General features: G+C 61.9%; 26 protein-coding genes and 4 pseudogenes. 19 read left to right on the top strand and 11 right to left on the bottom strand.

Going from position 1 to position 24210, the window contains the following annotated elements; translation table 11 throughout:
• Nucleotides 1-24 precede the first annotated feature (24 nt).
• The gene (locus N7E02_RS22365) at nucleotides 25-945 is read left to right on the top strand and encodes a LysR family transcriptional regulator (RefSeq protein WP_286579798.1); all 921 of its coding nucleotides are present in this window, start codon (nucleotides 25-27) and stop codon (nucleotides 943-945) included.
• Here the strand turns inward: N7E02_RS22365 and N7E02_RS29900 are convergent.
• Nucleotides 877-1023: pseudogene (locus N7E02_RS29900) on the bottom strand (hypothetical protein); the annotation flags it as partial. The gene N7E02_RS22365 and the pseudogene N7E02_RS29900 overlap by 69 nt on opposite strands.
• A pseudogene (locus tag N7E02_RS22360) lies at nucleotides 974-1582 on the bottom strand (pyridoxamine 5'-phosphate oxidase family protein); the annotation flags it as partial. The pseudogenes N7E02_RS29900 and N7E02_RS22360, both read right to left, overlap by 50 nt.
• Before the next feature lie 230 nt (nucleotides 1583-1812).
• On the opposite strand from N7E02_RS22360, the gene N7E02_RS22355 reads away from it, so the two are divergent.
• From N7E02_RS22355 to N7E02_RS22345, 3 genes are read left to right on the top strand one after another with little or no spacing between them, the layout of a single operon-like run.
• Nucleotides 1813-2649 carry a DUF3667 domain-containing protein gene (locus tag N7E02_RS22355; protein WP_286579796.1) on the top strand — a complete coding sequence of 279 codons (837 nt, stop codon included), beginning with the start codon at nucleotides 1813-1815 and terminating at the stop codon, nucleotides 2647-2649.
• A gap of 28 nt (nucleotides 2650-2677) precedes the next feature.
• Entirely contained in the window at nucleotides 2678-2926 is a 249-nt protein-coding gene (locus N7E02_RS22350) for a hypothetical protein (RefSeq protein WP_286579795.1), read from the top strand.
• The gene (locus N7E02_RS22345; RefSeq protein ID WP_286579794.1) at nucleotides 2923-4554 is read left to right on the top strand and encodes a TPM domain-containing protein; all 1632 of its coding nucleotides are present in this window, start codon (nucleotides 2923-2925) and stop codon (nucleotides 4552-4554) included. Before N7E02_RS22350 ends, N7E02_RS22345 begins: the two co-directional genes overlap by 4 nt.
• A gap of 8 nt (nucleotides 4555-4562) precedes the next feature.
• On the opposite strand, the gene N7E02_RS22340 is transcribed toward N7E02_RS22345, so the two are convergent.
• Nucleotides 4563-5435 carry a protein-L-isoaspartate O-methyltransferase family protein gene (locus tag N7E02_RS22340; RefSeq protein WP_286579792.1) on the bottom strand — a complete coding sequence of 291 codons (873 nt, stop codon included), beginning with the start codon at nucleotides 5433-5435 and terminating at the stop codon, nucleotides 4563-4565.
• Between the two features lie 154 nt (nucleotides 5436-5589).
• On the opposite strand from N7E02_RS22340, the gene rarD reads away from it, so the two are divergent.
• On the top strand, nucleotides 5590-6516 hold the full coding sequence (gene rarD, locus N7E02_RS22335; protein WP_286579791.1) for an EamA family transporter RarD: 927 nt from the start codon (nucleotides 5590-5592) through the stop codon (nucleotides 6514-6516).
• A gap of 18 nt (nucleotides 6517-6534) precedes the next feature.
• Nucleotides 6535-6858 carry a DHCW motif cupin fold protein gene (locus tag N7E02_RS22330; protein WP_374730655.1) on the top strand — a complete coding sequence of 108 codons (324 nt, stop codon included), beginning with the start codon at nucleotides 6535-6537 and terminating at the stop codon, nucleotides 6856-6858.
• A 95-nt stretch (nucleotides 6859-6953) separates the two neighbouring features.
• On the opposite strand, the gene N7E02_RS22325 is transcribed toward N7E02_RS22330, so the two are convergent.
• Nucleotides 6954-7571, bottom strand: a complete 618-nt coding sequence (locus N7E02_RS22325) for an LOG family protein (RefSeq protein ID WP_286579789.1) — start codon at nucleotides 7569-7571, stop codon at nucleotides 6954-6956.
• A gap of 155 nt (nucleotides 7572-7726) precedes the next feature.
• Between N7E02_RS22325 and N7E02_RS22320 the strand changes: the two genes are divergently transcribed.
• A complete protein-coding gene (locus tag N7E02_RS22320; protein ID WP_286579788.1) occupies nucleotides 7727-9553 on the top strand; it encodes a LysM peptidoglycan-binding domain-containing protein in 1827 nt (608 codons plus the stop codon).
• 398 nt (nucleotides 9554-9951) lie between these two features.
• Here the strand turns inward: N7E02_RS22320 and N7E02_RS22315 are convergent, their stop codons facing one another.
• Nucleotides 9952-10653: a YrbL family protein gene (locus N7E02_RS22315; protein ID WP_286579787.1), complete on the bottom strand. Its 702-nt coding sequence runs from the start codon at nucleotides 10651-10653 to the stop codon at nucleotides 9952-9954.
• Nucleotides 10654-10947: 294 nt separating this feature from the next.
• Here N7E02_RS22315 and N7E02_RS22310 point away from each other — a divergent pair, with 294 nt between their 5' ends.
• The 3 genes from N7E02_RS22310 to N7E02_RS22300 all read left to right on the top strand — a co-directional run bounded on the left by N7E02_RS22310 (nucleotide 10948) and on the right by N7E02_RS22300 (nucleotide 13933).
• Nucleotides 10948-11676, top strand: coding sequence for a type 1 periplasmic-binding domain-containing protein (locus N7E02_RS22310; protein ID WP_286579786.1), 729 nt, complete (start codon nucleotides 10948-10950; stop codon nucleotides 11674-11676).
• Between the two features lie 185 nt (nucleotides 11677-11861).
• Nucleotides 11862-13766, top strand: a complete 1905-nt coding sequence (locus tag N7E02_RS22305) for an ABCB family ABC transporter ATP-binding protein/permease (RefSeq protein WP_286579785.1) — start codon at nucleotides 11862-11864, stop codon at nucleotides 13764-13766.
• Nucleotides 13767-13795: 29 nt separating this feature from the next.
• The gene (locus N7E02_RS22300; RefSeq protein ID WP_286579783.1) at nucleotides 13796-13933 is read left to right on the top strand and encodes a hypothetical protein; all 138 of its coding nucleotides are present in this window, start codon (nucleotides 13796-13798) and stop codon (nucleotides 13931-13933) included.
• Between the two features lie 25 nt (nucleotides 13934-13958).
• Here the strand turns inward: N7E02_RS22300 and N7E02_RS22295 are convergent, their stop codons facing one another.
• Both N7E02_RS22295 and N7E02_RS22290 read right to left on the bottom strand, forming a co-directional pair.
• Nucleotides 13959-14261, bottom strand: coding sequence for a hypothetical protein (locus tag N7E02_RS22295; protein WP_286579782.1), 303 nt, complete (start codon nucleotides 14259-14261; stop codon nucleotides 13959-13961).
• Between the two features lie 641 nt (nucleotides 14262-14902).
• Nucleotides 14903-16453: a class I SAM-dependent methyltransferase gene (locus N7E02_RS22290; RefSeq protein WP_286579781.1), complete on the bottom strand. Its 1551-nt coding sequence runs from the start codon at nucleotides 16451-16453 to the stop codon at nucleotides 14903-14905.
• A 257-nt stretch (nucleotides 16454-16710) separates the two neighbouring features.
• On the opposite strand from N7E02_RS22290, the gene N7E02_RS22285 reads away from it, so the two are divergent.
• The 3 genes and pseudogenes from N7E02_RS22285 (at nucleotide 16711) to N7E02_RS22275 (ending at nucleotide 18622) form a co-directional block, all read left to right on the top strand.
• Nucleotides 16711-17409: a phosphatidylserine decarboxylase gene (locus N7E02_RS22285; protein ID WP_286583983.1), complete on the top strand. Its 699-nt coding sequence runs from the start codon at nucleotides 16711-16713 to the stop codon at nucleotides 17407-17409.
• Nucleotides 17410-17456: 47 nt separating this feature from the next.
• Nucleotides 17457-18288 (top strand): annotated as a pseudogene (pssA, locus tag N7E02_RS22280) (CDP-diacylglycerol--serine O-phosphatidyltransferase).
• Nucleotides 18289-18484: 196 nt separating this feature from the next.
• A complete protein-coding gene (locus N7E02_RS22275) occupies nucleotides 18485-18622 on the top strand; it encodes a hypothetical protein (RefSeq protein ID WP_286579780.1) in 138 nt (45 codons plus the stop codon).
• 6 nt (nucleotides 18623-18628) lie between these two features.
• On the opposite strand, the gene N7E02_RS22270 is transcribed toward N7E02_RS22275, so the two are convergent.
• From N7E02_RS22270 to N7E02_RS22260, 3 genes are read right to left on the bottom strand one after another with little or no spacing between them, the layout of a single operon-like run.
• Entirely contained in the window at nucleotides 18629-19252 is a 624-nt protein-coding gene (locus tag N7E02_RS22270) for a LysE/ArgO family amino acid transporter (protein ID WP_286579779.1), read from the bottom strand.
• 49 nt (nucleotides 19253-19301) lie between these two features.
• A complete protein-coding gene (locus N7E02_RS22265; protein ID WP_286579777.1) occupies nucleotides 19302-20066 on the bottom strand; it encodes an SOS response-associated peptidase in 765 nt (254 codons plus the stop codon).
• Between the two features lie 54 nt (nucleotides 20067-20120).
• Entirely contained in the window at nucleotides 20121-20447 is a 327-nt protein-coding gene (locus tag N7E02_RS22260; protein ID WP_286579776.1) for a YnfA family protein, read from the bottom strand.
• A 117-nt stretch (nucleotides 20448-20564) separates the two neighbouring features.
• Here N7E02_RS22260 and N7E02_RS22255 point away from each other — a divergent pair, with 117 nt between their 5' ends.
• The 6 genes and pseudogenes from N7E02_RS22255 (at nucleotide 20565) to N7E02_RS22230 (ending at nucleotide 23134) form a co-directional block, all read left to right on the top strand.
• On the top strand, nucleotides 20565-20786 hold the full coding sequence (locus N7E02_RS22255; RefSeq protein ID WP_353622925.1) for a type II toxin-antitoxin system RelE/ParE family toxin: 222 nt from the start codon (nucleotides 20565-20567) through the stop codon (nucleotides 20784-20786).
• Between the two features lie 3 nt (nucleotides 20787-20789).
• A complete protein-coding gene (locus N7E02_RS22250; protein ID WP_286579775.1) occupies nucleotides 20790-21083 on the top strand; it encodes an addiction module antidote protein in 294 nt (97 codons plus the stop codon).
• A gap of 14 nt (nucleotides 21084-21097) precedes the next feature.
• A complete protein-coding gene (locus N7E02_RS22245) occupies nucleotides 21098-21511 on the top strand; it encodes an NUDIX hydrolase (protein ID WP_286579774.1) in 414 nt (137 codons plus the stop codon).
• Between the two features lie 104 nt (nucleotides 21512-21615).
• Nucleotides 21616-22035, top strand: a complete 420-nt coding sequence (locus N7E02_RS22240; RefSeq protein WP_286583982.1) for a TIGR02301 family protein — start codon at nucleotides 21616-21618, stop codon at nucleotides 22033-22035.
• A 103-nt stretch (nucleotides 22036-22138) separates the two neighbouring features.
• Nucleotides 22139-22397 (top strand): annotated as a pseudogene (locus tag N7E02_RS22235) (hypothetical protein).
• A 92-nt stretch (nucleotides 22398-22489) separates the two neighbouring features.
• A complete protein-coding gene (locus N7E02_RS22230) occupies nucleotides 22490-23134 on the top strand; it encodes a hypothetical protein (RefSeq protein WP_374730654.1) in 645 nt (214 codons plus the stop codon).
• Between the two features lie 248 nt (nucleotides 23135-23382).
• On the opposite strand, the gene N7E02_RS22225 is transcribed toward N7E02_RS22230, so the two are convergent.
• Nucleotides 23383-24195: an ATP-binding cassette domain-containing protein gene (locus tag N7E02_RS22225; RefSeq protein WP_286579773.1), complete on the bottom strand. Its 813-nt coding sequence runs from the start codon at nucleotides 24193-24195 to the stop codon at nucleotides 23383-23385.
• Between the last annotated feature and the right edge of the window lie 15 nt (nucleotides 24196-24210).

Genomic DNA, 24210 nt, shown 5'->3' with positions numbered 1-24210 from the left:
GCGAGCCCCTAGACAGGAAGACGAATGGACCGCCTCGAAGCCATGTCGATGCTGATCGAAGTTGCCGACACAGGCAGCTTTTCCGCTGCCGCACGCAGCCTCGACGTGCCGGTCACCACCCTGACCCGGAAGATCTCGGATCTAGAAGCGGCACTCGGCGCGAAACTCCTTCTGCGCAGCACCCGCCGGCTGGACCTGACCGATGCCGGGATCACCTATCTCACGGCCGCCCGGCGGATCGTCGAACAGGTGAACGAGGCTGAGCGGGAAGCCGCCGGCGAGTTTACCGCGCCGAAGGGACGGCTGGTCATCACCGCCCCGGTCCAGTTCGGCCAGCTTCACGTCCTGCCCGTCGTCGCCGACTTTCTGTCGCTGTTTCCCGAGATCGACGTCAGCCTCCTCCTCATCGACCGCAACGTCCAGCTCGTCGAAGACCATGTCGACATGGCCGTGCGGATCGGCCGGCTGCCGGACAGCTCGATGATCTCCACTGCGATCGGCACGATGCGGATGGTCACCTGCGCCAGCCCGCGGCTCCTGGGGGCGCACAGCATGCCCGCATCGCCGAAGGACCTCTTGCCGTTTCCTGCCGTCGCGGTGGACGGGCCGATGCCGCAATCGGGCTGGCAGTTCCGCGACCAACACACCAAGTCAAACCTTTCCGTTCCCGTCACCCCTCGCCTGACGGTCACCACCGTCGACGCCGCAGTTCGTGCCGGTATTCTTGGCGCCGGCGTCATCCGCCTGTTCCACTATCAGGTGGCCGAGGCCGTGGAGGCCGGCACTTTGAAGATCATCCTTCAGGACTACGAGCCGGAGCCTGTGCCGGTCAGCCTCGTTCACGCTTCGCGCGGCCAGATGCCGCTCAAGATGCGCAGCTTCCTGGATTTCGCCGCACCTCGCCTGCGCGCCGTGCTTGCGGAACTCCAGGCGCTCAAAGCTTAGCCTCATCCGGATTGGCCTTGCGGACGTCCAGCCGGGCGCGAAGCTCGGAATTTTCCCTTTCCAGTTCGGCAAGCCGCTCCTGCATCGGGCGAACTGCTGCCGCGACCTCCTTCTCCGTAAAGCGCGGCGTGATGTGCTGCGGGCAGTTCCAGTCGAAGGCTTCCAGCCGCAGCCTGAAAATCCGCTCCGGCTTGCCGCGATAGTCCGGTTCGTGGACGAGAGCCGCAAGCGCCGGATCAGCGTCGAGCGCGACCTTCTCGACATGGGCATAAATCTTCAGCCGGGCGCGGCGCGGATAATCCATCAGGAACAGGCAGGCGCGATCGTTGGCGGCCAGATTGCCGGTGCTGATATACTGGCGATTGCCGCGATAGTCGGCGAAGGCGAGCGTCCTGTCGTCGACCAGCTTGAGGAAACCGGCGGGCCCGCCGCGATGCTGCATGTAGGGCCAGCCGGTCTCTGAGACGGTCGCCATATAGAAACTGTCGCGCTCGGCGATGAAGGCTGCCTCGCTTTCGGTGAACCGGTCCATCTCCCGGTGGCCCCCAAAATTATCCCAGAACTGATCCGCGCCCATCTCGGCCTGTGCAGCCCTGACACTCGGTGTCGAGGCGATATCCAGAAATCCGTAGGTCATGATCTCCCTCCGTCGAGCGGGCCCGCATTACTATCTGCAAGTCCGCCGGTGTGTTGGAGAGAATATGCTTCCTTTCCGCGATAGTTATAATCGGGAAATTTTGGAGATCATCTCTCCGAAAATCGGTTAGATGATCTAGGTAAGGCTACTCACCATTGCCGCTTTGCCCTTGGCATTTGAGCAAGTCCTTCCATATCTCCTTAAAGGATTGGATTGCCGGATAGCCGTATGTGACTGATCAGCCTCTGCAACATCCCTCCCCTGCGATGACCGGTGCCCGCGTTGCCCGGCCCGCCATCGATGAAGAGATCAGCCGGAGCTATTTCGACGCACCCGTCTGCCGCAATTGCGGCAACTCCCTCCATGGGAAATATTGCGAGGCCTGCGGCCAGAAGAAGATCGACCGGCTGGGTACATCGCATCTGCGCGACGAGGCGTGGGAGAAGATCCGCGTATTCGAAGCGGATATGGTCAAGTCGGCGCTCAAGGTCGCGCTGAAACCGGGAACCGTGGCGCGGGAATATGTCTATGGCCAGCGCAAGAGCCACACCCATCCCCTGAAACTGCTGCTGACGGCGATCGTCGTGCTGCTTATCGTCATCGCGCAGACGGACTATCTCGGCACCGAGGACGAGACGCTGAGCAAGGCAATCGAACTGGTGAAGACCTATTCGAAATGGTCCTTCTCGCTCGGCCTCGTCGCGGTGCTCATCGCGTCGAATATCGTCTTCCGCTTCCGCCAGCCGTTCAACTTTTCAGAACATCTCGTGCTTGCGGCCTATACGCATTTCGTCATTCTCGTCGCCAGCATCCTCAACATGACGCCGTTGCTCTTCGGTGCCACGGCGGCCGAGGTCGCGGCACATCGGGGCTATTCCGGGCTCTATATGGGCTGGGTCGAGGCGGGCATCGTGTTTGTCGCCTTCGGCCAGTTTTTCGCCATCGACTGGCGGCAACAATGGTGGTGGCCGCTGATCGGCGCCGCCGTCTTCTACCTGGCCAAGCAAAGCCTGTTCTATCTCTACGCCCGCGCCGTCATCCGCATCGTCATGGCGCAACTGTCCTGAGGAGGGCAGAAAACCAAAGGGAGGTCGCATGAAAATCCTGTCTCTTACCGCCGGCGTCGCCGCGGTAGCACTGTTCGCGGTCCATGCTCAGGCGGCCGGTTCAAGTGGCCCGTCCGGCGGTTCCCTATGGCCGACGGCGCAGGACAAGGCGATCTGCGACCCGATCTTCTCCAGGCTACAGCAATCGGATCGCGGCATGCTGATGGCACAGGCCGAACTGCCTAAACCGGCAGCCGAGGAGAGGTCAGCAAAGACAAGCCGAGCGAGGAGGAATTGACCAAGGAGCTCTCCGCGATGCTGCAGGCCTGCTCCTACGACGGCAAGGCGCTGAAGGTGGATGCCAAGGCGATGACCGGCTCGACGGAGGCGGAAGGTACTGCCGCCGTCGGCAAGATCATGCGCTTTACCGGCCTGCCGCAGAATTTCACCGTCATGGAAAGCGACGTGCCGAATGCGGCGGCGATCATCGTCATGGGCGATGACGGCATCCCCAAGCGGGTGATTGCCTATAACCGGCAGTTCATGAGCGATGTCGCCAAGGCGACCGGCACCAGCGACTGGCCGGGCACCTCGATCCTCGCCCACGAGATCGGCCATCACCTGTCGGGCCACACCCTGATGCCGGGCGGCAGCCAGCCGCCGATCGAGCTCGAGGCGGACAAGTTTTCCGGCTTCGTGCTGTTCAAGATGGGCGCCACTCTGCCCGATGCGGAAAAGGCGATCGCGACTCTTATCCCGGAAGCCGACGGCCCGACCCATCCGGGACGGCAGAAACGGCTGAAGGCGGTGCAGGCGGGCTGGCTGCAATCCTGCGAGCAGCAGCAGGCCGACTGCGGTGACGACACGGTAGTGGCCGCTGCCGAGCCGCGAGCACCAATCGCCTCGCAATCGGCCGCGCCTCAACCGGCGGCTCCGACCATGGCCAGGGCGCCCTCACCCGCGCCTCAAGCCGCGGCGCCGGAAACGGCGGCGGCACAGATGCCCAAAATTCCCGGTCCGCTGGATATCGAAATGCCGAGCCCCAATGGTGGAAAGGTTATCGGCCCCGCCGTGATCGACCAGATCCCGAAGCTCGCCGCCGATGCAGTGCCATCGAAATTCGACCGGTTCGTCTATGACGATGTCGGTGTCTTCGACCCCGCCGTCAGAGAGAAACTGGAGACGATTGCCTACCAGTTCGCCGCCGCCGCCAATGTCGAGGTGGTCACGGTCGTCACCAAGGATCTGCAGGGCCGTGATCCGGATCAGTATGCGCTCGACTTCATGCACCAGATGCGCGTCGGCAAGATGGATGTCGGCAATGGCGCGGTTCTGGTCGTCGCGTCGAACGATAAGAAGGTCGGCGCGGCACTCGGCCCGGGCCTGCGTGTCCTGTTCGAGAACGACGATTCACCGAAGCGCCGCCTCAATGACTTCCTCAAGATCGTCGATGGCGGTGGCGAGCCGCAGCGGGTCAGCTCGACGATATCGGGCGCGGCCTACCGGATCATGAACCAGGCCAAGACCCAGCAATGGCAAATCCGCTATCCGACCTTCGCAGCCTATGACGCGGCCGACCGGAAGATCATGGAGGAACGCAGCAAGGCGACAACGCCCTATGATCCAGCCAAGGACCCGGTCTCGAACGCGCTTCTACGGTTGCAGGCGACGGTGATCAGCAAGAGCCCGGACATGAACGACAGCAGCTTGATGGTCAACGAGCCGCGCTCGCGTTATGTCGGCCCGGCCATGCAGGTGCGCACGGATGATGGCCGCGACATCGTACTCTACGTCAATCATGCGGTCCCTCAGCTGATGCCTCTGCCGCTGGAGGAAGGAAAGCGCTATTCCTTCATCGCCCGCGACACGATCCTGAGATCGGGTGCACCACAGCTGGACCTGCTCAGCTACGATAGGCTGGACTGAAGCTCGCGTCAGACCTCGTCGAAGGACAGCCCCCAGTCTTCCTCGCCGTACCATTCGTTGCCCGTCGGCGGCGTCTGCCAGCGAAAGCTCCGCACCCTGCGCAGGCCCCGGCCGCGAAAGGCTGTCTCCAGGGCTGCATGGCGGCCGGGCGGAGTTGCCTCCTGCCCCTCACCCCAGATGAAGCCGACGGGTTGCAGGAAGCGGGCGCCGAAGCCGCGCGCCTGGCGGTCGATCATCAGGAAAGCGGCATAGCGGGAAAAACCGCCGCGGCGACCGTCGACGACGGCGGGCGTGCCCAGCGGAAACAGCAGACGGCCGGAAACCGCCAGATTGTCGACCCAGCGGGCTGGCGGGTGGTCGAGGGCGAAATTGGCATAGACAACGTCGGCATCCTGCTTCGGCCAATCGGCTGCATCGCCCTGGATCACCTCGACATTGGGATATCCCGAGAGATTGGCCTTCGCCGTCTCGGCGAGCCCCGCATCGTATTCGATGGCGATCACGCGGCCCGAAGGGCCAACGAGTTCAGCCATGATCGCCGTATAATAGCCCGTGCCCGCCCCCAGATGCAGCGCCGTCTCGCCCTCACGGATGCCGAGCGCGTGGAAGGATGCCGCATGCAGCGATGGCATGCCGTTATTGATGCCGCGGGCAGTATCTAGGCCGACCAGGACATCTTGATAGAGAACGACGGGATCGGTCGACGACACCGCCTGATAGCGCGTGCCGTCGCTGAAGGACCAGGGCGGCGGGCCGACGAATTTTTCCCGCGGCACCCGCGCAAAGGCGGCCATCAGGCGTGAATTGCTCTCCGCGCCGATCCTAGCCAGAAGCTGCAGGGCATAGACCTGGCGATGCGCAGGCTGATCGTCGATATCCATGGCAGCCCCCAAGAGATGTTCCCGGCATGATGGCAGGATGGATGAGGCCGTTCAATGCAAGGTTCACGTAAATGAATTGGCGGCCGGGCGGCTAATCCTGTATTGCGGCAGCAAAATCACAACAGACTGCCGGAAACACTTCAGGATCCCAGCCATGGCCACCGACACCACCCAGCCTGCCGCCGCCCCTCCGGCGGCCCAGAACGAGGACACGCCGCGCGGCTTCGCATTCGGTCTCACGGCCTATTTCCTCTGGGGGTTCCTGCCCTTCTATCTGAAGGCCGTGGCGCATCTTCCGGCGATGGAAGTACTTGCCCATCGCGCCATCTGGTCGGTTCCGGTGGCCGGCCTCGTGCTGATCCTGCTCCGCCGCACGCAGGATGTGCTTGTGGCATTGAAGAACCCACGCATGCTTGGCATGGCCTGCGTCACCGCGGCCTTTATCACCGCCAATTGGGGCATCTATGTCTGGGCGGTCGCCTCCGGACACGCGCTCGATGCAGCCCTCGGCTACTTCATCAACCCGCTGTTCAGCATCTTCCTCGCGGCCGTCATCCTGAAGGAGCGGCTCGCCCCTCTGCAGATCGCGGCGATCGGTCTTGCGGTCGTCGGCGTGGCGATCCTCACCTGGGGTGCGGGCGGTCTGCCCTGGGTCTCGCTGGCGCTGACCTTCACCTGGGGCTGCTACGCACTGTTCCGCAAAACGCTGCCGATCGGACCGAACCAAGGCTTCTTCCTCGAAGTGCTCCTGATCAGCATTCCGATGCTGCCCTATGTCATCTATCTGCAGGTAAGCGGGCAGAGCCATTTCTTCGTTGGCAACGGCTTCGATACCACGATGCTGGCGCTCGCCGGCATCGTCACCGCGGGGCCGCTGATGATCTATGCAAACGGCGCCAAGCTCCTGAAACTCTCCACCATCGGCATCATGCAGTATATCGCGCCGACGATGATCTTCCTGATCGCAGTCTTTGCCTTCCACGAGCCTCTGAGCATGATCAAGCTCGGCAGTTTCGTGCTGATCTGGGCGGCACTCGCGCTCTATACCGTCGCGATGCTAAGGCAGCTGCGCGGGAAATAAGGAGAACCACCTTTGCAGATGAGCGACATTCCCTTCGGCACGACCGACTGGTCGGACATCGAGCCGACGGAACACAAGGGCGAGACCGGCCACTCCACCTGGCGGACCCGCCATTTCGGTGGCATCCGGGTGCGCGTCGTCGACCACTCCCCGGGCTATCTCGCCGATCACTGGTGCGAAAAGGGCCATATCCTCTTCTGCCTCGAAGGCGAGCTGCATACCGAGCTTGCCGACGGCCGCGTCTTCACCCTGAAGCCCGGCATGAGCTATCAGGTGGCCGACAAGGCCGAGCCGCACCGCTCCTATACCGAAGTCGGCGCGAAGCTTTTCATCGTCGACTGAGCATCCTCGGCGTCATCCTCGGCTTGTCCCGAGGATGACGACAGAGATCTCTCTACGGCTCTTCACTCGTCCAGAGGCGACATTCAATCATCCCCTCAAAGCTTTGAAATAACCGCCTCTTCGCCATCGGAAGAGGCTTTCGCCTCGTCGCGTTCCAGGATCGCCGGTACGATGTCGTCGACCTCGGAAATGACGAGCGGCTGGACCAGATGGGCGCGGTGGATGAAGCCCTGCTCGCGCATGTGGGTGACCAGCGAGAGCATCGGATCCCAGAAACCTTCGATATTGGCGAAGACCATCGGCTTCTCGTGACGGCCGAGCTGGCCCCAGGTCATGATCTCGACGATCTCCTCCAGCGTGCCGATGCCGCCCGGAAGTGTCACGAAGGCATCCGAGCGTTCGAACATCTTGTGCTTGCGTTCGTGCATGTCCTTTGTGACAATCAGTTCGTTGAGCTGGCCGAGCGAATGGCGCGTCGCCTCCATGTCGACGAGGAATTCCGGGATGATGCCGGTCACCTCGCCGCCGTTTGCCAGGACGCCGGCGGCGACCGCACCCATAATGCCCTTGGTGCCGCCGCCATAGACGAGCCTGATTCCGTGCGCCGCTATGGATTTGCCGAGAGCGCGGCCGGCCGCGATGAAGGCGGGATCTCGTCCGGGCTGGGAGCCGCAGTACACGCAGATGGATCGTATTGGCACAGTTTTCTCCATTGGGCATTTCAACGCGCGCGACGCAGGCGCCGCCAAACGCGAAATTGACGGGAAAAGCCCGCAAGAGCAAGGCTTTATGACGCGAAAAGCTTGTTAAGACTTGAGGAACAGGCTAATCGGGAAAGTAGCGGAAGATCCGCCTGAAGAGGCATTCGATGATGAAGAACCGTGCCGGCTGGCTCGCCCTGATTGTACTTGCCATTGCATCCCTGCTGATGATCTTCGTCGTCATGCCCAGGATCAACAATGACGGCAAGCCGATCGGTGAGGCGATCAATGCCGCCGGGGATGCCGTTAAGGATGCAGTAACCGAAGGCAAGGCACCGGACGCAGCCGAAAAACCGGCGGAGACCGCCAAGGCAGATCCGCAGGCCAGTGCACCAGCCGCGACGCCGGCCTCTCCCGCACCAGGCTCTTCGGCACCGACTTCCCCGGCATCGGCAAGCCCGGCGGCACCTGACGCTTCCGGCAATGGCGCTCCCGCCGCCAGCACGCCTTCCGACACAGCCACTGCCGCGGATGTCCCGACCTTCGATGTGCTGCGCGTCGAGCCGGACGGCTCGGCCGTCATCGCCGGACATGCTGCACCTAACTCTACCCTCGAAATTACCAACGGCGCATCCGTCGTTGCCAAGCTCGATGTCGGCCCGAGCGGCGATTTCGCTGCCGTGCTCGACAACCCGCTGCCGCCCGGAGACCATCAGCTTGTCCTCAAGGCTACTGCCAAGGATGGCAAGGTGACGACGTCGGAGGAAATCGCCACAGTTTCCGTCCCCGCTGACAAGAGCGGAAAGCTGCTCGCCATGGTCACCAAGCCCGGCAAGGCGAGCCGCCTGATCGCGGTTCCGCAGGAGCCCGGCCAGGCTGCCTCCACGGCACAGCCCACCACCACGCCGTCGACCGACGCCGCTTCCGCAGCTCCGGCTGGCGCCGAGACCTCTGCTCCCGCTGCCAACCCTGCCGCCACTGCCCCGGCGACCGCCGGCTCTCAGGATATTGCGTCAGCTGCGGCCGTACCCGCCCGCCCGACCACTGCCAGCGAAGTCCAGATCTCCGCCGTCGAAATCGAGGGCTCGAAGATCTTCATCGCCGGCGTGGCGAAATCCGGCATCCGGGTCCGCGGATCGGCGGACGGCTCGGTCGTCGGTCAGAGCCAGGCCGGAAATGACGGCCATTTCGTCATCGAAGGCAGCGCCAACCTCACGGTCGGCGATCACCGCATCGCAGTCGAAGCGCTCGGCTCCGCCGGACAGGTTCTGGTTCGCGTAGAAGTTCCGTTCAACCGCCCGGCAGGCGAACAGGTCGCCGCCGTCGCATCGCCCTCGCCGGCGAGCCCGGCCACCTCGACCGATGGCGGTGCGTTCGACAACCTGCGCAACGAACTCGCCAAGGCATTCTCGCTGCTCAAGGCCCTCTATGCCGAAGGCAAGGAACCGAGCCTGGAATCGATGGCTGCCGCCCGTTCGGCGACCGGCATCGCGCTGCAGTCCCTCTCCGAATATCGTCTTCCGGCCGGCGCGCCGGTCAGCGCAACCGATGTCGTTGGTGCGGCCGCCCGCAGCGCCGGCGCTGCGCGCCAAGCACTTGATGCACTGCCGCGCGATGTCGCAGCCGTCGGCGAAGCCCTCAACGACCTGACCCGGATGATCAGCGAAGCCATCGGACCGGCGCTTGCACGTCAGTTGAACGGCGAGCAGCCACTTGCCGACGCCTCCACCGGTGGCGCCCGGATGATCGAACAAGCTCCACTGACGCAGAGCGAGCGCAGCTCCGTGATCATCCGTCGTGGCGACACGCTGTGGCAAATCGCGCGCCGTGCCTATGGCCAGGGCGTGCGCTACACGACGATCTACCTCGCCAACGAGGCGCAGATCACCAATCCGGACATCATCCAGCCCGGCCAAATCTTCGGCGTTCCGAGCGACTACCGCCCGGATTCCGAGGAGCTGCACCGCGAACGGTTGATGCACCGCAAGGGCTGATCCGACAGGTGGATATCTGGCGCCACTCGGCGTCAGGGACGGGGACGATTCTAGGCTTTCGCGAAATTCTAGCCGAGATAAATCAACGGCTTGTCGTTTTTCGGCGCGAATTTCGTCCCCGTCAAAAAGCCTATCCCCATAATTGCCTCGTCATCGGATGGGAAACCGGGTTCGCGAGCCGGAAATGCCCACCCGGCTCGTCCCTGGCTTCAGGGGCGCGGTTTCCGATGATGGCTGTAGAGGTTTGACGGGAACTGACACCTCTCGAAAGACCTGAAAACGGCCGGGGCAGGCGGAAAGCCTATACATACCAAACCCATGACATCACCGCCTGCCCCTCCCTTTACACTGCACCGGACGATCGCCCGGGGCGCTGTGTCGGCGTGCCGTGAGCAAATTCAATGGGAGGCGGGACAGGCTTCCAGCGGCACCTGGCTCGCGGCTTTTTCACGCGCCAGAACCTGAAAACGGCCGACCTTGTCGAGCAGCTTCTTGCGGGCGAAATGCAGCCTGACATTGTTCAGCGACTGGCTCGCCGCATAGATCTTGAAGAAATGCTTCTCGCCCGTGCCGTCGATGCAGAAGATCTCCTCGCGACCGGATCGATCGGTGATGACGAAGTTGCCAGGATTGATGTCCATGAGCACGACGTGGCTCTCGCGGCATCGGTCGAAGAACTGGTCGACCAGCCGCAAATGAGCCTCGGTCAGGCGCCCCGAAAAGATCAGCTGAGTAAGGGTCGGTGAAAGCTTGCCGTCTCGATTGGCGATGCGTTCCACCAGCAGGCCGAGGCCGTTGGACGTATGGGTCAGGCCGAAGATGCGCGGAATGGGCAGGTCGAAGCTCTCGTCGCTGTTCACCTTGCGCGCCTGTTCCAGATATTCGTCGATCTCGCGGTGAAAGGTCATATAGGCGCCGAACCGCCGGAAACGGCGCAGCCACTGCATCTTGCGCGAACTTTTGCGCGCACCGCGCTCGCCGCGTCCATGCGCCTTGACCACCTTGACCAATACGTCGGGATCAGACGGGTTCTGGTAAATCTCGCGCTGACTGCCTTCGGCGCACTTTGTCCAGAAAGACAGATCAATGTAGTGCTGCATGGCACGCGTTCTCCTCACGCGTAATGGTAGTGGAGTCGCCCGAATTGTGAAGATCTCATGACCGTTTAATGACAATGGAAACGAGACTGCGTGGCATTGCCGACACAGAGGGCCGATGCCATCGGCATTTCAGAGGGCTTATGGTCTGATCCCGCATGGCCACTTCTCCCGTGATCACGGGAGCAGGACAGCCCGCGGTCTGATCGCAAGTCTCGCGCATGCCATGCCTGCAACCATCTCGCTATTGGCAAGAGTCTATTTCAACCGGCGCAGCACTTGGCAGACGAGGAAAAAATGGTTTCCAGCATCAATTCCGTCCGAGTCTGGACGCAACAGATTGCGCTCAAGGCGTTCAACGAAGCTTTGAGCGAGAAAGATAGCGGCACCTCCAGCTCGTCGCTCGGCTCTCTCGCCGATATGCTTTATGCCTCCAGCGACCACGATGATGAAGACGACACGGCGCTATCGTCTCTGATCACGAGGCTGCAGCAGCAGGCGATGACCGGTGGCGCGGAAGCTGCCGACGAGATCGGCGGCTCGGTGGAGGATATCTCATCCGACGCTTTCATGAAGGCACTGCAGCAGAAGATTGACGCACTGGCCACCAGCCCCGATACGAAGGCTATGGCTGAGGCGATGCAGGCGGCGCTTGAGGCAGGCACGCTGATCGTGACGGACGTTGTTGCCGGCGAGCAGATCAGCGGGCGCGACGTTTCCGATAAGAAGGACAGCACCGACAAGACGGCTTCCTCCGATAGACCATCGTTCGCCGACAAGACCACCGCCGCAGAGGAAACGGAAACCTCGCAGGACATCACCGCCGTGGAGACTTCCGACTGGAGCGCTTATCTGCGGGATCATCTGAAGCGCGATCCCTATGGCAAATACGTCCGCAGCGACAACGGTAGCCATATCGACAAGGTGAGCGGCGCCAGTTCCTATTTCGGCATGATCGGCGATACCTATTACTATCTGTCTTGGACCACGCCGAAGCCTGCTCCCGACGTAACGATCCAGATCTGACCGGGTTGAGCCTGCCAGGGTAATTTTGGAGAAGGCAGCTCGCCAGCGGCTGGACGCTCGCCGGACCTTGGCGTCCCTGCAGAAATCGGCGCATTGCAGGCAAACATCGCCCGCGATGCATTGCATCACGACCTTACGCCGCCTATGTCCCGGGAGCGCAAGCCTCTGCGCCCCGGAGTTCATTCATGGCAAGCAAGAAGAAGATCGTATCGGCGGATGACGGCAACCCGCTCGGTACCCTGGTCAACCTGTGGCCCTATATGTGGCCAACCGGTCGCGCGGACCTGAAGGCCCGCGTCCTTTGGGCCACCTTCTTCCTGCTTCTCGCCAAGCTCGTGCTGCTTTCCGTCCCCTATTTCTTCAAATGGGCGACGGATGCACTAAACGGCAAGCTGGACATGGCAGGCATCCTACCCGCCTTCCTTCTCGGCGCCGTCGTGCTGGTCATCGCCTATAACTTCACGCGCATCCTGCAGGTTGGCCTCAACCAGCTGCGCGACGCGCTGTTTGCATCCGTCGGCCAGTATGCGGTGCGCCAGCTCGCCAACAAGACCTTCATCCACATGCACCAGCTCTCCTTGCGCTTCCATCTGGAGCGCAAGACCGGCGGACTGTCGCGCATCATCGAGCGCGGCACCAAGGGTATAGAGACGATCGTCCGCTTTACCATTCTCAACTCGGTCCCGACGCTGATCGAGTTCGTGCTGACGGCGATCATCTTCTGGGCGGCCTATGGTTTCTGGTATCTCGCCGTCACCGCCGCAACGGTTGCTGCCTATATCTGGTTCACCATCAAGGCCAGCGACTGGCGCATCGCGATCCGCCGGACGATGAACGACAGCGATACCGACGCCAATACCAAGGCGATCGACTCGCTCCTGAACTTCGAGACGGTCAAGTATTTCGGCAATGAGGAGATGGAGGCCAAGCGCTTCGACGTCTCCATGGCCAAATACGAGAAGGCCGCGACGCAGGTCTGGACCTCGCTCGGCTGGCTGAACTTCGGTCAGGGCGTAATCTTCGGCCTCGGCCAGGCGATCATCATGATCATGTCGGCGCTCGCCGTGCAGCGTGGCGAACAGACGATCGGCGACTTCGTCTTCGTCAATGCGCTGCTGATGCAGCTGTCGGTACCGCTCAACTTCATCGGCTTCGTCTATCGCGAAATCCGCCAGGGCCTGACCGATATCGAGCAGATGTTCGATCTTCTGGAAGTGGAAGCCGAAGTCGTCGACCGCCCGGATGCGAAGGCGCTTGCGCTCAATCCGGCCACCACGGAAAAAGGCGCCATTGCCTTCAAGGATGTGCGTTTCTCCTATGATCCGGCCCGGCCGATCCTGAAGGGAATTTCGTTCGAGGTGCCGGCCGGCAAGACGGTTGCGATCGTCGGCCCGTCGGGCGCCGGCAAGTCGACCATCTCCCGCCTGCTCTACCGCTTCTACGACATCCAGGACGGGTCGATCACCATCGACGGGCAGGATGTGCGTGACGTGACCCAGAAATCGCTGCGCGCGGCGATCGGCATGGTGCCGCAGGATACGGTCCTGTTCAACGACACGGTCGCCTACAACATCCGCTACGGACGGCCTGGCGCCTCCGAGCCGGAGGTTCAGGCAGCGGCCGAGATCGCCCAGATTGACACATTCATCAAGCAATTGCCCGATGGCTATGACACGATGGTCGGCGAGCGAGGGCTAAAACTTTCCGGTGGCGAGAAGCAGCGCGTGGCGATCGCCCGCACCATCCTCAAGGCACCGCCGATCCTCATCCTCGACGAAGCGACCTCGGCGCTCGACACGACGACCGAGCACGAGATCCAGTCGGCGCTCGACCAGGTCTCGAAAAACCGCACGACGCTCGTCATCGCACACCGACTTTCGACCGTCATCGGTGCCGACGAGATCATCGTGCTGCGTGCCGGCGAGATCGCCGAGCGCGGCACCCATGCCGAACTGCTGGCGCAGGACGGCCTTTATGCCTCGATGTGGAACCGCCAGCGCGAAGCGACCCAGGCAGAAGAACATCTGCGGCAGGTGCGCGAGAGCGACGACCTCGGTGTCGTCACCCGCGGCAAGCCTGCTGCCGAATAAAATTGGAAAAACAGGGCGGAAGAACCAACGTGAAAAGACAGATCGACAAGCGCATGCTGATCCTGGGCGGCCTGGCGCTCGCCTATATGCTCATACTGATCTTTTGGGGTTCGCCACTATTGGCGTTGTCGACCTGGCTCGGATTGGTCGATCCGGCCAAGGTCTGATCAGGGGCCAGGGTCGGGGTACGTCTCAGGCGCCGCGGCAGCATTCTGCCACAGCGGCTTTCCACTGCGCGCATCGAGCCAAAAGCTCTGCGGTACCGTCAACATCCGTGTCCTTCGCACGCGGAACCATCAGCTCACCGGCGCCGACAGCGCGGTAGAACTGATCGGCATGCGGCTTGTGCAGCTTTCTGACCTTGCTCGCCCGGTAGCTTTCATGGGCGGACAGAAGGATGCGATTGAAATCCGGCGCGGACACGCCATCCGCCTTGCGCAACTGCGCGATCAGCGGATCTGAAATGATGTCGTCGAAAGAGAGGTCGCTGTACATATTCGTGCTCCTTGACGATTAGCTCTAGCAGCAACGTGCGACAGCCAAATTGCAAAATGAGGGCCAAAAGTGGGCACGCAGGAGGCATTTCGCAAGAAGACAGGTGTCAAAACACGACATCGGAGCGATTAAATCGCTGACGGAGCAATCCGCTTCAGGCGCGGGACAAGCCGCGCAACGTCTGTTACTCGCCGCTCAAGCCATCGACGAGTATGCGATACTGAAGGCCATCGGAAGATTATCTGCGGGGAGACGTATAGGGACGGCGTTCGCGATAACGCCGCTGGCTCCAGACTGTATAGACGACGGCTGCAATCACAATTGCAATGTCCACCATCGCTACGAGGCACCAAGTCACATCCATATGCACTATCCGCTTTCATGGCTCATTCAGGGCCACCCAGGTGCTGTTCGTCCCACTTATACTTTTCTTTGGGCTACCAGACCTTGATTTCGATCACGGGTCCGGTGCCACCCCTATGTAACAAGGATATGACACATACTGCAAGTCTTGAGCCCGGTCCTGGGGATAAATGCGGCCGATGTCGCGGCGAGCACAGTAAACGGATCTTGAACAAAGCCAAACAAAACAGGGCTTGCCGCCGGCAAGCCCCGCATTTGAAGTTTGATTTCAATAAAGCTCAGAGGCCAATCTTCAGGGTCGCACAAATGGAGAGCTTCGAAGCCTTGAAGCGCTCGGCGCGGATCGCAAGCTCGGCGAGATTACCTTCCGCATCATCAATCGGTTTGCCATGCTTCAGCAGACGATAGCCCTGCGGTGCCAGGATCGACCAGACGAATGCCGGCCATTCTGCCGTGTCCGTGTGACCTTCGCTGATCGCCAGCAGAAACAGCTGTTCGAAACGGTCGAACTCCAGACCACCTCCGGTGACCGGTGATGCGAGAAACTGCAGGTCGTCGCTCTCCTCGGCACGACGGCAGACCGCCCGGTTGAAGGCCTGGCAGGCGACAAGCCTTTCCTCTTCCCCATGCTCCGGCAGACAGGGCTGCAGAGAGCGGGCGCCGACCAGCACAATCAGCGCGCGGGTGAGCTGGTCCCAGGAAATAGCCGAGCCGATGCCCGGTTTTCCGAGCAGTTGCCGCACGGTCAGCGGGCCATCGGCAAACGCATCGAGGATCGGCTTGTAGATATGTTCGTGCAGCTCCGTGGCCCCCTTTCGGCCAAGGACGGTCATAGACACATATTCGCGTGCTACCGACAGCGCAAAGCGCGTCTGGAGCCAGACACCCGCCGCGCTGCGGAAGGAATGCGGCAGCGTACCCTTGGCAAAGATGTCGGAGCGGAAATGCTCATTGACGATGACATCCCTCAGGCCTTCACGCCGTACCGGATCGGGTTCCGCATTGAGAAACGCGGATTGCGTGTCGGTCAGTGACAGCTCATCAATATGATCGAGCAGGTTGATCGTGCCGACGTGGCCGAGCTTGGCCGCGGAAAGCTCGCTCGCCACATCCTCGAAATAGAAGGGCGTCCAGTCGCGATTGAAATATTCGTGGGCCAGGTAGTTGCGCGACATCGGCATCATCGTCGTCAGCCGCGACGCGACATTGGGGTTTTGCAGGAAATAGCCGGCATTCACATTGGTCAGGCTCTTGGCGAATTTCATCGCATCGTCGATCCCGAGAACAACGGGACCGCCAGTCCTGGCCGCCTGATCGACGAGGATGCGGCGCAGCGGCATGACCGGCGCCCAGCCCGGCATGGTGTTGTAGCTCAGATAGACGAAGCCGCCGGGTTTGAGCCTGCGGCGAATGAACTCGACCACCTGTGCGCGCGCTTGCGCCGACACCCAGCTGTAGATGCCGTGCAAGGCGATGATGTCGAAACCTTCGGCGGGCAGGGTCTGTTCATCGATGAAATCTGCAAAATCGTGCTCGTAGAAATGCACGTTCTTCAGTCCCGCCTCCTCGGCAAGCGCACGCGCACCGATGACATGGGCCGGATTGAAATCATTGGCATGGATCTCGATGCCGGGGTTTGCCGCCGCCAGCAGATTGGCGGAAAATCCCTGGCCGCAGCCCAGTTCGCAATAGGTCAGTTTATCGAGCGACGGGCCGAACTTACGACCTTGCGACAAGGCCGCAAGCGCCATGATGGTGGGGGTAAGTCCCCTGTAGAAGCCGTGCGTGTAATCAAGGCCTTCGACATAGCCGGATGTCCAATGGTTCAAACTATGAATCTCTCAAATTCCGCCGCCGGAAGCGGCTGCAGTTTCTCGAACCTCCCACCGCAGCCTTAGCCACTGCAGGGTCGATTCGCGCTTCAAGTCTGTCTTTCGAGGGGTCACTTCGCCGTGTTTGCAGGGGATAACCCACCTGCCGCCAAGCAAAGCGGCTGACATTTCCGGCATCGGCCTGCGCAACCATTTGCCGAAAAATGGGTTTTTCTGTAGTCAGTGCGCACTGACATTCAGGAGACACTCGCTTGATCAACCTTTTCGACACCATCCGCAACACGCTCGTGCCGATCCACAAGGAAGGCTATGTCTTCGTCGCGATCTTCTTCGTCGTGTCGCTGGTACTGGGCTATTTCGCCGAGCCGCTGTTCTGGATCGGCCTCGTGCTGACACTCTGGTGTGCCTATTTCTTCCGCGATCCCGAGCGCATGGCGCCGCAGGATGACGACCTGATCGTCAGCCCGGCCGATGGCCGCATCAGCCATGTCGCCATGGTCGTGCCGCCGCCGGAACTCGGTCTCGGCGTCGAACCGATGCTGCGCATCTCGGTGTTCATGAACGTGTTCGATTGCCACATCAACCGCGCTCCGGTGCGCGGCGAAGTGTCGGTCATCGAGTATCGCGCCGGCCAGTTCGTCAATGCCGAACTCGACAAGGCAAGCTCCGACAACGAGCGCAACGGCCTCGTCATCGACAGCCGTCATGGCAAGGTCGGCGTCGTGCAGATCGCAGGCCTCGTCGCCCGCCGCATCGTCTGCTGGGTCAAGCCCGGCGAGCCGGTCAATGCCGGCGAACGCTTCGGCCTCATCCGCTTCGGCTCGCGCCTCGACGTCTTCGTTCCGGAAGGCGGCCAGCCGCGTGTCGCGATCGGCCAGCGCGCGATCGGCGGCGAAACCGTCCTTGCGGAATTCGCATCCGCCAAGGGCCCATCGCTCGGCCGTCGTATCTGACGCACCGGACAAGGACGCACCCAGGACGCACACGGAGGAGAGCCCGTATGGACACGCCCGAAGCATCGCCCGCACCTGCGACCGAACAGAACCGTTCTACCGATGAGGCCCGAGGCCCGCGCCTGAGGGAAATTCCCTTGAGGCTTATGGTCCCGAACCTGATCACGGTTCTGGCGATCTGTGCGGGCCTGACCGGCATCCGGTTGGCCTTCGAAGGGCGCTACGAGCTCGCCGTCGCCATGGTGCTGCTCGCCGCCTTCCTTGACGGGATCGACGGTCGAGTGGCGCGCCTCCTCAAGGCGACATCGAAATTCGGCGTGCAGATGGATCTCGCTTGCCGACATCATCAATTTCGGTGTCGCCCCTGCCCTTGTCTCCTATGCTTTCCTGCTCGACGGCGCCCGCTCGCTCGGCTGGATCGCGGCCCTGCTCTATGCCATCGCGGCAGGCCTCAGGCTTGCCCGCTTCAACGTCATGGAGGATCGCGGCATCAAGGCGCCGTGGCAGTCGGAATTCTTCGTCGGCGTGCCGGCCCCGATGGGCGCCATGCTCGTTCTGCTGCCGGTCTATCTCGGCTTTCTCGGCGTCGAGCAGACGAAATTCTTCGTCTATGCCAGCGTCGCCTATACGGTTCTGATCGGCTATCTGCTCGTCAGCCGCCTGCCCGTATGGTCGGGCAAATCGACCGGCGTTCGCCGTGACCTGATGTTCCCGATCCTGCTCGGCGTCGTGCTCTACGTGGCGCTCTTGATGAGCTACACCTGGGAAGTCCTGTCGATTACCGTCGTTGCCTATCTCTGCGTCCTGCCGTTCAGCGCACGGGCGTGGAAACGGCGCTACGGCACCATCACCATCGAGGACGATGGTCCGGCTCTCTAAGAGCCTCGCCTGCCCACATGAAGCGTTTGCTGCATCGCACTGATTTTGCTGCGCTGCAGCCCCAGCTTGCGGCAAGTTGCCACGCCTAATCTTCTTCGATCGCAAAGGGTCCGGAAAGCCATTATTCCGCCCCGATTGCCGGCGAGATGCGCCGGCCCGCAGAGACGCGGGACAAGAGATTCGAGAGGGAACGAACGTGAGCAAGGAAACCAAGAAGCCTGAACCGGAAGCCAAGCAGGACATGAGCGTGCATTACCGCCCGCTCGGCCTGAAGGCCGTCGCCGCAGCGGCAATGATGCTGAAGCGCAAGCCGAAGCTCACCCCGGCTCGCTAAAAGGCCTCAGGCTCCGCGCAGGAAACTGACCAGCAGCCCCAGCGCCAGAAGCCCCATGACGATGCCGATCAGGCAATCCAGCACGCGCCAGGCCGCCGGCCTGGCGAAGAGCGGTGCCAGGAACCGGGCTCCATAACCGAGACCGAAGAACCAGACGAAGGACGCGATCGCCGCGCCGATGCCGTAGGCTACCCGATTCCCGCCCTCGTAGGCCGCCGACAGGCTGCCAAGCAGCACGACCGTATCCAGATAGACATGCGGATTGAGGAAGGTGAAGGCAAGGCAGGTCATCACCGCCGCCTTCAGCCCCATGCTTTCCGGCGTGCCGGCCACCATCGCGCCCGGCTTTGCCGCTCGTCTGAAGGCCATGGCCGAATAGGTCGCCAGGAACAGTGCGCCACCCAAGGTCACCACCGAGATCAGAGCCGGCGACTGCGAGACGATTGTGCCGAGGCCGCCGACACCGGCGGCGATCAGCAGCGCATCCGAGGCGGCGCAGATCAGGCAGAGAATGAAGACGTGGGAGCGGATCAGCCCCTGACGCAGGATGAAGGCATTCTGCGCACCGATCGCAATGATCAGCGAGCCGCCAAGGGCAAAGCCGGACAGGCCGGCCGACAGGAAATTCATGGGAAAAATCCGGAAAGGGAATGGAGGATAGATGAACGGGAGGCTCTGATCAGAAGAGCGACATCTGAGACGGGTCCTTCCCCGATTTAGGCGGCTTTTCCTCAGGCACCGCGACAGCCACCGGCTTCTGAACATCAGGCCCCATGTTGGAGACCTTGTTGACCAGATCCGAGACCGGGATCGCCTCGAAGAAATCGTCGTCCACCGGCGCCAGAAGATCGGCGACCTGACGCGGCTCCTGCGTCTTGCATTCCAGCCACCGCTCGAAGTCTTCCGGCCTGATCACCACCGGCATGCGCTCATGAATGCCGCGGATGGCACGATTGGCCTTGGTCGTCATGATCGCTGCCGTATCGACCTCGGAACCCTCCGCCGAAGACCAGGTTTCCATCAGCCCGCCAAAGGCGATGACGCCGCCATTCTTCGGCCGGATCCAGTAGGCCTGGGACTTCAAGCCGCTTTCCTGCGGTGGCCGCTTCCATTCGTAGAAGCCCGACGCCGGGATGAGAGCACGGCGATGGCGCATCGCGGCGCGGAAGGACGCCTTGTCGATCGCCGTCTCGGAGCGGGCATTGATGAGCAGCGGAAAGTCCTTCATGTCCTTGACCCAGCCGGGGATCAATCCCCAGCGAGCTAGGACCGCCTTGCGCTCCGGCAGATTTGAGCCCGGCTGACGGTCCGCCTGCGTGACGACGAGGATAGGCTGCGTCGGCGCGATATTGAACCGCGGCGGAAAACCGTCGTCGAAATCGGCGACACCGAGCGCGCCAAGTACATCCTCCGGCGTCTGGGTCAGGGCGTAGCGTCCACACATGGAATCTAGATGGCATCGGGCTTGAAGGCGGTCAAGAAGAGCGCCTGCCCGAAATCAGGCGCTACGCGGCCCGAACAGGATGATCGCGCCCCCAATCAGGCAAACGAACATGCCCGTGATATCCCAGCGATCCGGCGAACGCGCTTCAATGCCCCAGAGCCAGAGGACGGAGGCGACGATATAGATCGCACCATAGGCCGCATAGGCGCGACCCGCGGCCTCCGCCGGCACCAGTGCCAGAAGCCAGGCAAACAGCGCCAGCGACACCATTCCCGGAGCCAGCCACCAGACCGATCTGTCGAGTTTCAGCCAGGCCCAGAAGGCGAAGCAGCCGGCAATCTCGGCAAGGGCGGCGAAGGCGTAAAGGAGATAGGTTTTCATCGGTGGCCTTGTGGGTCTGTAGCTTAAGCGCTACATTTTCACATCATGGAGATCCGGGAAACCAAAATCTACGCGGCGTGATTTGCCAGGCTCAAAGACGAGCGAGCGAAGGCGAGGATCAACGCGCGGAGCCTCCGACTTTCTCTCGGCAATCCCGAGGACGTGAAGCCGGTCGGTGCCGGCGTCAGCGAAATGCGCATCGATTACGGCCCGGGCTATCGGGTCTATTTTGTCGGCCGAGGCCGGACGTTGGTCATCCTTTTGTGCGGTGGCGACAAGTCCAGCCAGTCGGCGGACATTTGCTTCCGCCAAAGCGCTGGCATCGGATCTGGAGGATGAGCTATGACTATCGAGACAAAAAAATGGGACATCGTCGAGCATCTCGACAGCGACGAAAAGATCGCCCTGTTTCTCGAAGCCGTCTTTGAGGAAGGAGATCCGGGGCTGATCGCCGCCGCGATCGGCGAAGTGGCCCGCGCCCGCGGAATGAGCCATGTGGCCAAGGAAGCCGGCCTGTCGCGCGAAAATCTCTACCGCGCCCTGAGCGATGGCGGCAATCCGGAATTCGCGACCATCCTAAAAGTGATGCGGGCTATCGGCTATGACCTGACCATCGTGCCCCACGCCGCCGAATGATGGATCACTTCACCATGCCCTCTCCCCAGGCCGCATCGTCGGCCATCCTCGAACGCGATGGCCGGTTCCTGCTGATCCGCCGGATGAACCCACCCTCGGCGGATCTCTTCGCCTTTCCGGGCGGGCGGGCCGAACCGGGCGAGACGCCAGCGGAAACGGCACTGCGCGAATTTCACGAAGAAACAGGGATCATGGCCCGCAATCCCGTCCTCTTCGCCACCTACGACCTGAACGGCGACAAGGACGACAAGCGCCACTTCTTCCTGTCCGTCTTCAAGGTCGAGGCAGATATCCACACCCAAGCAATAGCAGCTGACGACGCGGCCGATCCGGGCTGGTATACGGTGGAGGAGATTCGCACCCTGCCGGTTCCGGCCAGCGTGCTCGAATGCGCCGAGAGGCTGGAGAAGGAAAGACGCGCGGGGTAAAATCACATCCGACGCGTTTTACACTATCGCCGCCCCAAGGCCGCCTGTTAACTTTAATGCCCAAGGACTACCGTTTGAAATCTGTCGCCTGCCTTGCCCTGTACATGCTTCTCGCACTGAACGCGCCACTGGCCGCCCAGCAGTCGAAGAAGCCGGCACCTGCTGCAGACGCGACCACCGCGGCACCGGCAAGCCCTGCCCCGGCAGCGGATGCAAGCAAGCCCGCGCCCTACGACGCCCAATTGATGCGGCTTGCCGAAATTCTCGGTTCTATCAGCTACTTGCGCACGCTTTGTGGAGCGCCGCAGGAAGACTGGCGGGCCTCGATGCGGCAATTGCTTGATTCCGATGCCGGCAACGAACCGGCCCGTCGCGAGCGGTTGACCGCGTCCTACAATCGCGGCTATCGCTCGTTTGCGTCCCTCCATACCACATGCAGCGCCTCGGCGCGCACGGCGGAAGAGCGATACCGTGCCGAAGGCGCAACACTTGCGACCGAAATTGCCGCACGCTTCGGAAATTAGAGGATTATTTACCTCTTTCGCCGGGAGGCCGTGTCGTTTTGATAAAAGGCTGTTAGAGTCATTAACGGCGCAGTAATCAAAACACGCACCGAGGACAGTGAGTATGCAGACAGGCCGCAACGACATCGATGACATGATCGTCCACGAAAAGATGCAGGTTGCCCTGGAATACCAGAATGACGCCTGGGCCGACGGCCGCGCAGACGGTATCGAACCGGAAATCATCGCGGACGCCGCAATCGCCTTCGCCATGCGCGAGACGATCTCGCATCCATGGCGAACAGGGCGCAGAAGCCATGCTTGAAGCACTTCGCGATCGCATGCTGGCGGGCGAGTTCTCCCCAGAGCGCATCGTTCAGTAATATTCGGGCCTCCCATGAGGAACGTATTTCGACCGAAATTCCTTCTATCTCGGGCTCTGGCGTCGGCAGCCTTGCTTTGCCTTGTGCCACAGATGCTTTCATCTCATGCGTTTGCCTCACAGGAGATCGCTCTTCGTAGCCTGACCTCCGACAAGCTTGCTCTTTCCGATAACGCCCTGCGTCCGCAGGTCGATGATGGCGCGGCACCGGCAGAAGCTCCCCTGCGCCAGGCTTTCGAAGGCGCAACGACTCCCGACGCAGATACACAGACAGAGGGCGAGACCGGCGAGGAGACGCCAGCAGCTCCCGAGGCGCCTGCAACACAAGCTGCAGAACCGGCACCGGATGCAGCCGATGCACCCGCCGCTGAGATCATCCGCGATCTCTCCACTCTGCCCGAACCGGTGCGCCAGATGCGCGAGCGCCTTGTCGAGGCTGCCGCTTCCGGCGATATCGAGCGCCTGCGCCCGCTGATCGAAGGCACGCCGAAGCCGCCGCAGATCATGAGCAACGAGAGCGACGATCCGGTCGATACGCTCAAGAACTTTTCTGGTGATCCGGACGGCCAGGAAATCCTCGCCATCATGCTGGATGTCCTGTCCACCGGCGCTGCCCATGTCGACACCGGAACGCCCGACGAAGCCTATGTATGGCCCTATTTCGTCGGCAAGCCGCTCTCGTCTCTCACGCCCCCGAACGGGTTGAGCTGCTGCGCATCGTCACCGCCGGTGACCTGATGGGCATGGAAGAGACCGGCAACTACAATTTCTACCGCATCGGCATCTCGCCCGACGGCCAGTGGAAATTCGTCGCCGGCGGGGATTGAGCCCCACTTTTACGGCATCTCGCGCCTGTTCTTTCGTCATGCTCGGGCCTGTCCCGAGCATCTGCGACGCCGCAAAGTCTTCGACGTGATTGGATCCTCGGGACAAGCCGGAGGATGACGGCGTGGGCGGCGCCAGAACCTGACAGCCGCACTCTTTTCCTACTGCGCCATGGCGATCAGGCGGCCGCTCGACGGCTGGTGCAGGACATCCATCTGGACATCGTAGATCCGCGCCAGTTCTTCTGTCGTCATGATATCGGCGGGCGTGCCGTGGGCAATCATGCGGCCGCCGCGGAGCGCGACGATCTCGTCGCAGAAGCGCGCCGCCATGTTGATGTCGTGCAGAACGGTGATGATGCTGATGCCCTTTTCGCGGCACAGATCATGGGTCAGCGAGAGAACTTCCAGTTGATGGCCGATATCGAGTGCCGAGATCGGCTCGTCGAGCAGCAGGCAGGCCGCATCCTGGGCGACCAGCATGGCCAACCAGACGCGCTGGCGCTCGCCGCCGGAAAGATTGTCGACCATGCGGTCGGAAAAATCGCCGATGCCGGTCAGCTCGATCGCTTCCTCGACCTTCTTCCTGTCCGTATCGCCGAAGCGGCCGAGCGCGCCGTGCCAGGGATAACGGCCGAGCGCCACCAGTTCCTTGACCAGCATGCCGGGGGCAGCCGGCGTGCGCTGCGGCAGATAGGCGAGCCTGCGGGCGAAGTCGCGATTGCCCCAGTCATCCAGCGCCCTGCCCTCAAAGACGATCTTGCCGCCGGTTGGCGGCTGCTGGCGGCCGACCAGCTTGAGCAGTGTCGATTTTCCCGAACCGTTATGGCCGATCAACGCGATCGAACGGCCCGGCTGGAGGTCGAGCGTCAGCGGGTGAAGCAGGGTGCGGCCCTCAACAGCAAAGGTGACGTCGGACAGGGACAGAAGCGGCGCGGCAACATCCGCCGACTTTTGCTGGGCATTAGCGTGCATTTTGACTTTCCGAAG

Origin of the sequence: Terrirhizobium terrae, from assembly GCF_030323265.1 — a bacterium.
GTDB lineage: Bacteria > Pseudomonadota > Alphaproteobacteria > Rhizobiales > Rhizobiaceae > Neorhizobium.
The sequence above is the reverse complement of the archived record's forward strand: the minus strand, read 5'-3'. Positions and strand labels throughout refer to the sequence as shown.

Bases quoted from the DNA above. Each gene is read 5' to 3' on its own strand.
- N7E02_RS22340 (WP_286579792.1), bottom strand. From the start codon at position 5,435: ATGGATATCGACGATCAGCCTGCGCATCGCCAGGTCTATGCCCTGCAG.
- N7E02_RS22315 (WP_286579787.1), bottom strand. From the start codon at position 10,653: ATGCAGCACTACATTGATCTGTCTTTCTGGACAAAGTGCGCCGAAGGC.
- N7E02_RS22310 (WP_286579786.1), top strand. From the start codon at position 10,948: ATGGTTTCCAGCATCAATTCCGTCCGAGTCTGGACGCAACAGATTGCG.
- N7E02_RS22330 (WP_374730655.1), top strand. From the start codon at position 6,535: ATGAGCGACATTCCCTTCGGCACGACCGACTGGTCGGACATCGAGCCG.
- N7E02_RS22240 (WP_286583982.1), top strand. From the start codon at position 21,616: ATGCTTCTCGCACTGAACGCGCCACTGGCCGCCCAGCAGTCGAAGAAG.
- N7E02_RS22365 (WP_286579798.1), top strand. From the start codon at position 25: ATGGACCGCCTCGAAGCCATGTCGATGCTGATCGAAGTTGCCGACACA.
- N7E02_RS22230 (WP_374730654.1), top strand. From the start codon at position 22,490: ATGCTTTCATCTCATGCGTTTGCCTCACAGGAGATCGCTCTTCGTAGC.
- N7E02_RS22260 (WP_286579776.1), bottom strand. From the start codon at position 20,447: ATGAAAACCTATCTCCTTTACGCCTTCGCCGCCCTTGCCGAGATTGCC.
- N7E02_RS22320 (WP_286579788.1), top strand. From the start codon at position 7,727: ATGATGAAGAACCGTGCCGGCTGGCTCGCCCTGATTGTACTTGCCATT.
- N7E02_RS22270 (WP_286579779.1), bottom strand. From the start codon at position 19,252: ATGAATTTCCTGTCGGCCGGCCTGTCCGGCTTTGCCCTTGGCGGCTCG.
- N7E02_RS22325 (WP_286579789.1), bottom strand. From the start codon at position 7,571: ATGGAGAAAACTGTGCCAATACGATCCATCTGCGTGTACTGCGGCTCC.
- N7E02_RS22225 (WP_286579773.1), bottom strand. From the start codon at position 24,195: ATGCACGCTAATGCCCAGCAAAAGTCGGCGGATGTTGCCGCGCCGCTT.
- rarD (WP_286579791.1), top strand. From the start codon at position 5,590: ATGGCCACCGACACCACCCAGCCTGCCGCCGCCCCTCCGGCGGCCCAG.
- N7E02_RS22250 (WP_286579775.1), top strand. From the start codon at position 20,790: ATGACTATCGAGACAAAAAAATGGGACATCGTCGAGCATCTCGACAGC.
- N7E02_RS22350 (WP_286579795.1), top strand. From the start codon at position 2,678: ATGAAAATCCTGTCTCTTACCGCCGGCGTCGCCGCGGTAGCACTGTTC.
- N7E02_RS22295 (WP_286579782.1), bottom strand. From the start codon at position 14,261: ATGTACAGCGACCTCTCTTTCGACGACATCATTTCAGATCCGCTGATC.
- N7E02_RS22245 (WP_286579774.1), top strand. From the start codon at position 21,098: ATGCCCTCTCCCCAGGCCGCATCGTCGGCCATCCTCGAACGCGATGGC.
- N7E02_RS22265 (WP_286579777.1), bottom strand. From the start codon at position 20,066: ATGTGTGGACGCTACGCCCTGACCCAGACGCCGGAGGATGTACTTGGC.
- N7E02_RS22305 (WP_286579785.1), top strand. From the start codon at position 11,862: ATGGCAAGCAAGAAGAAGATCGTATCGGCGGATGACGGCAACCCGCTC.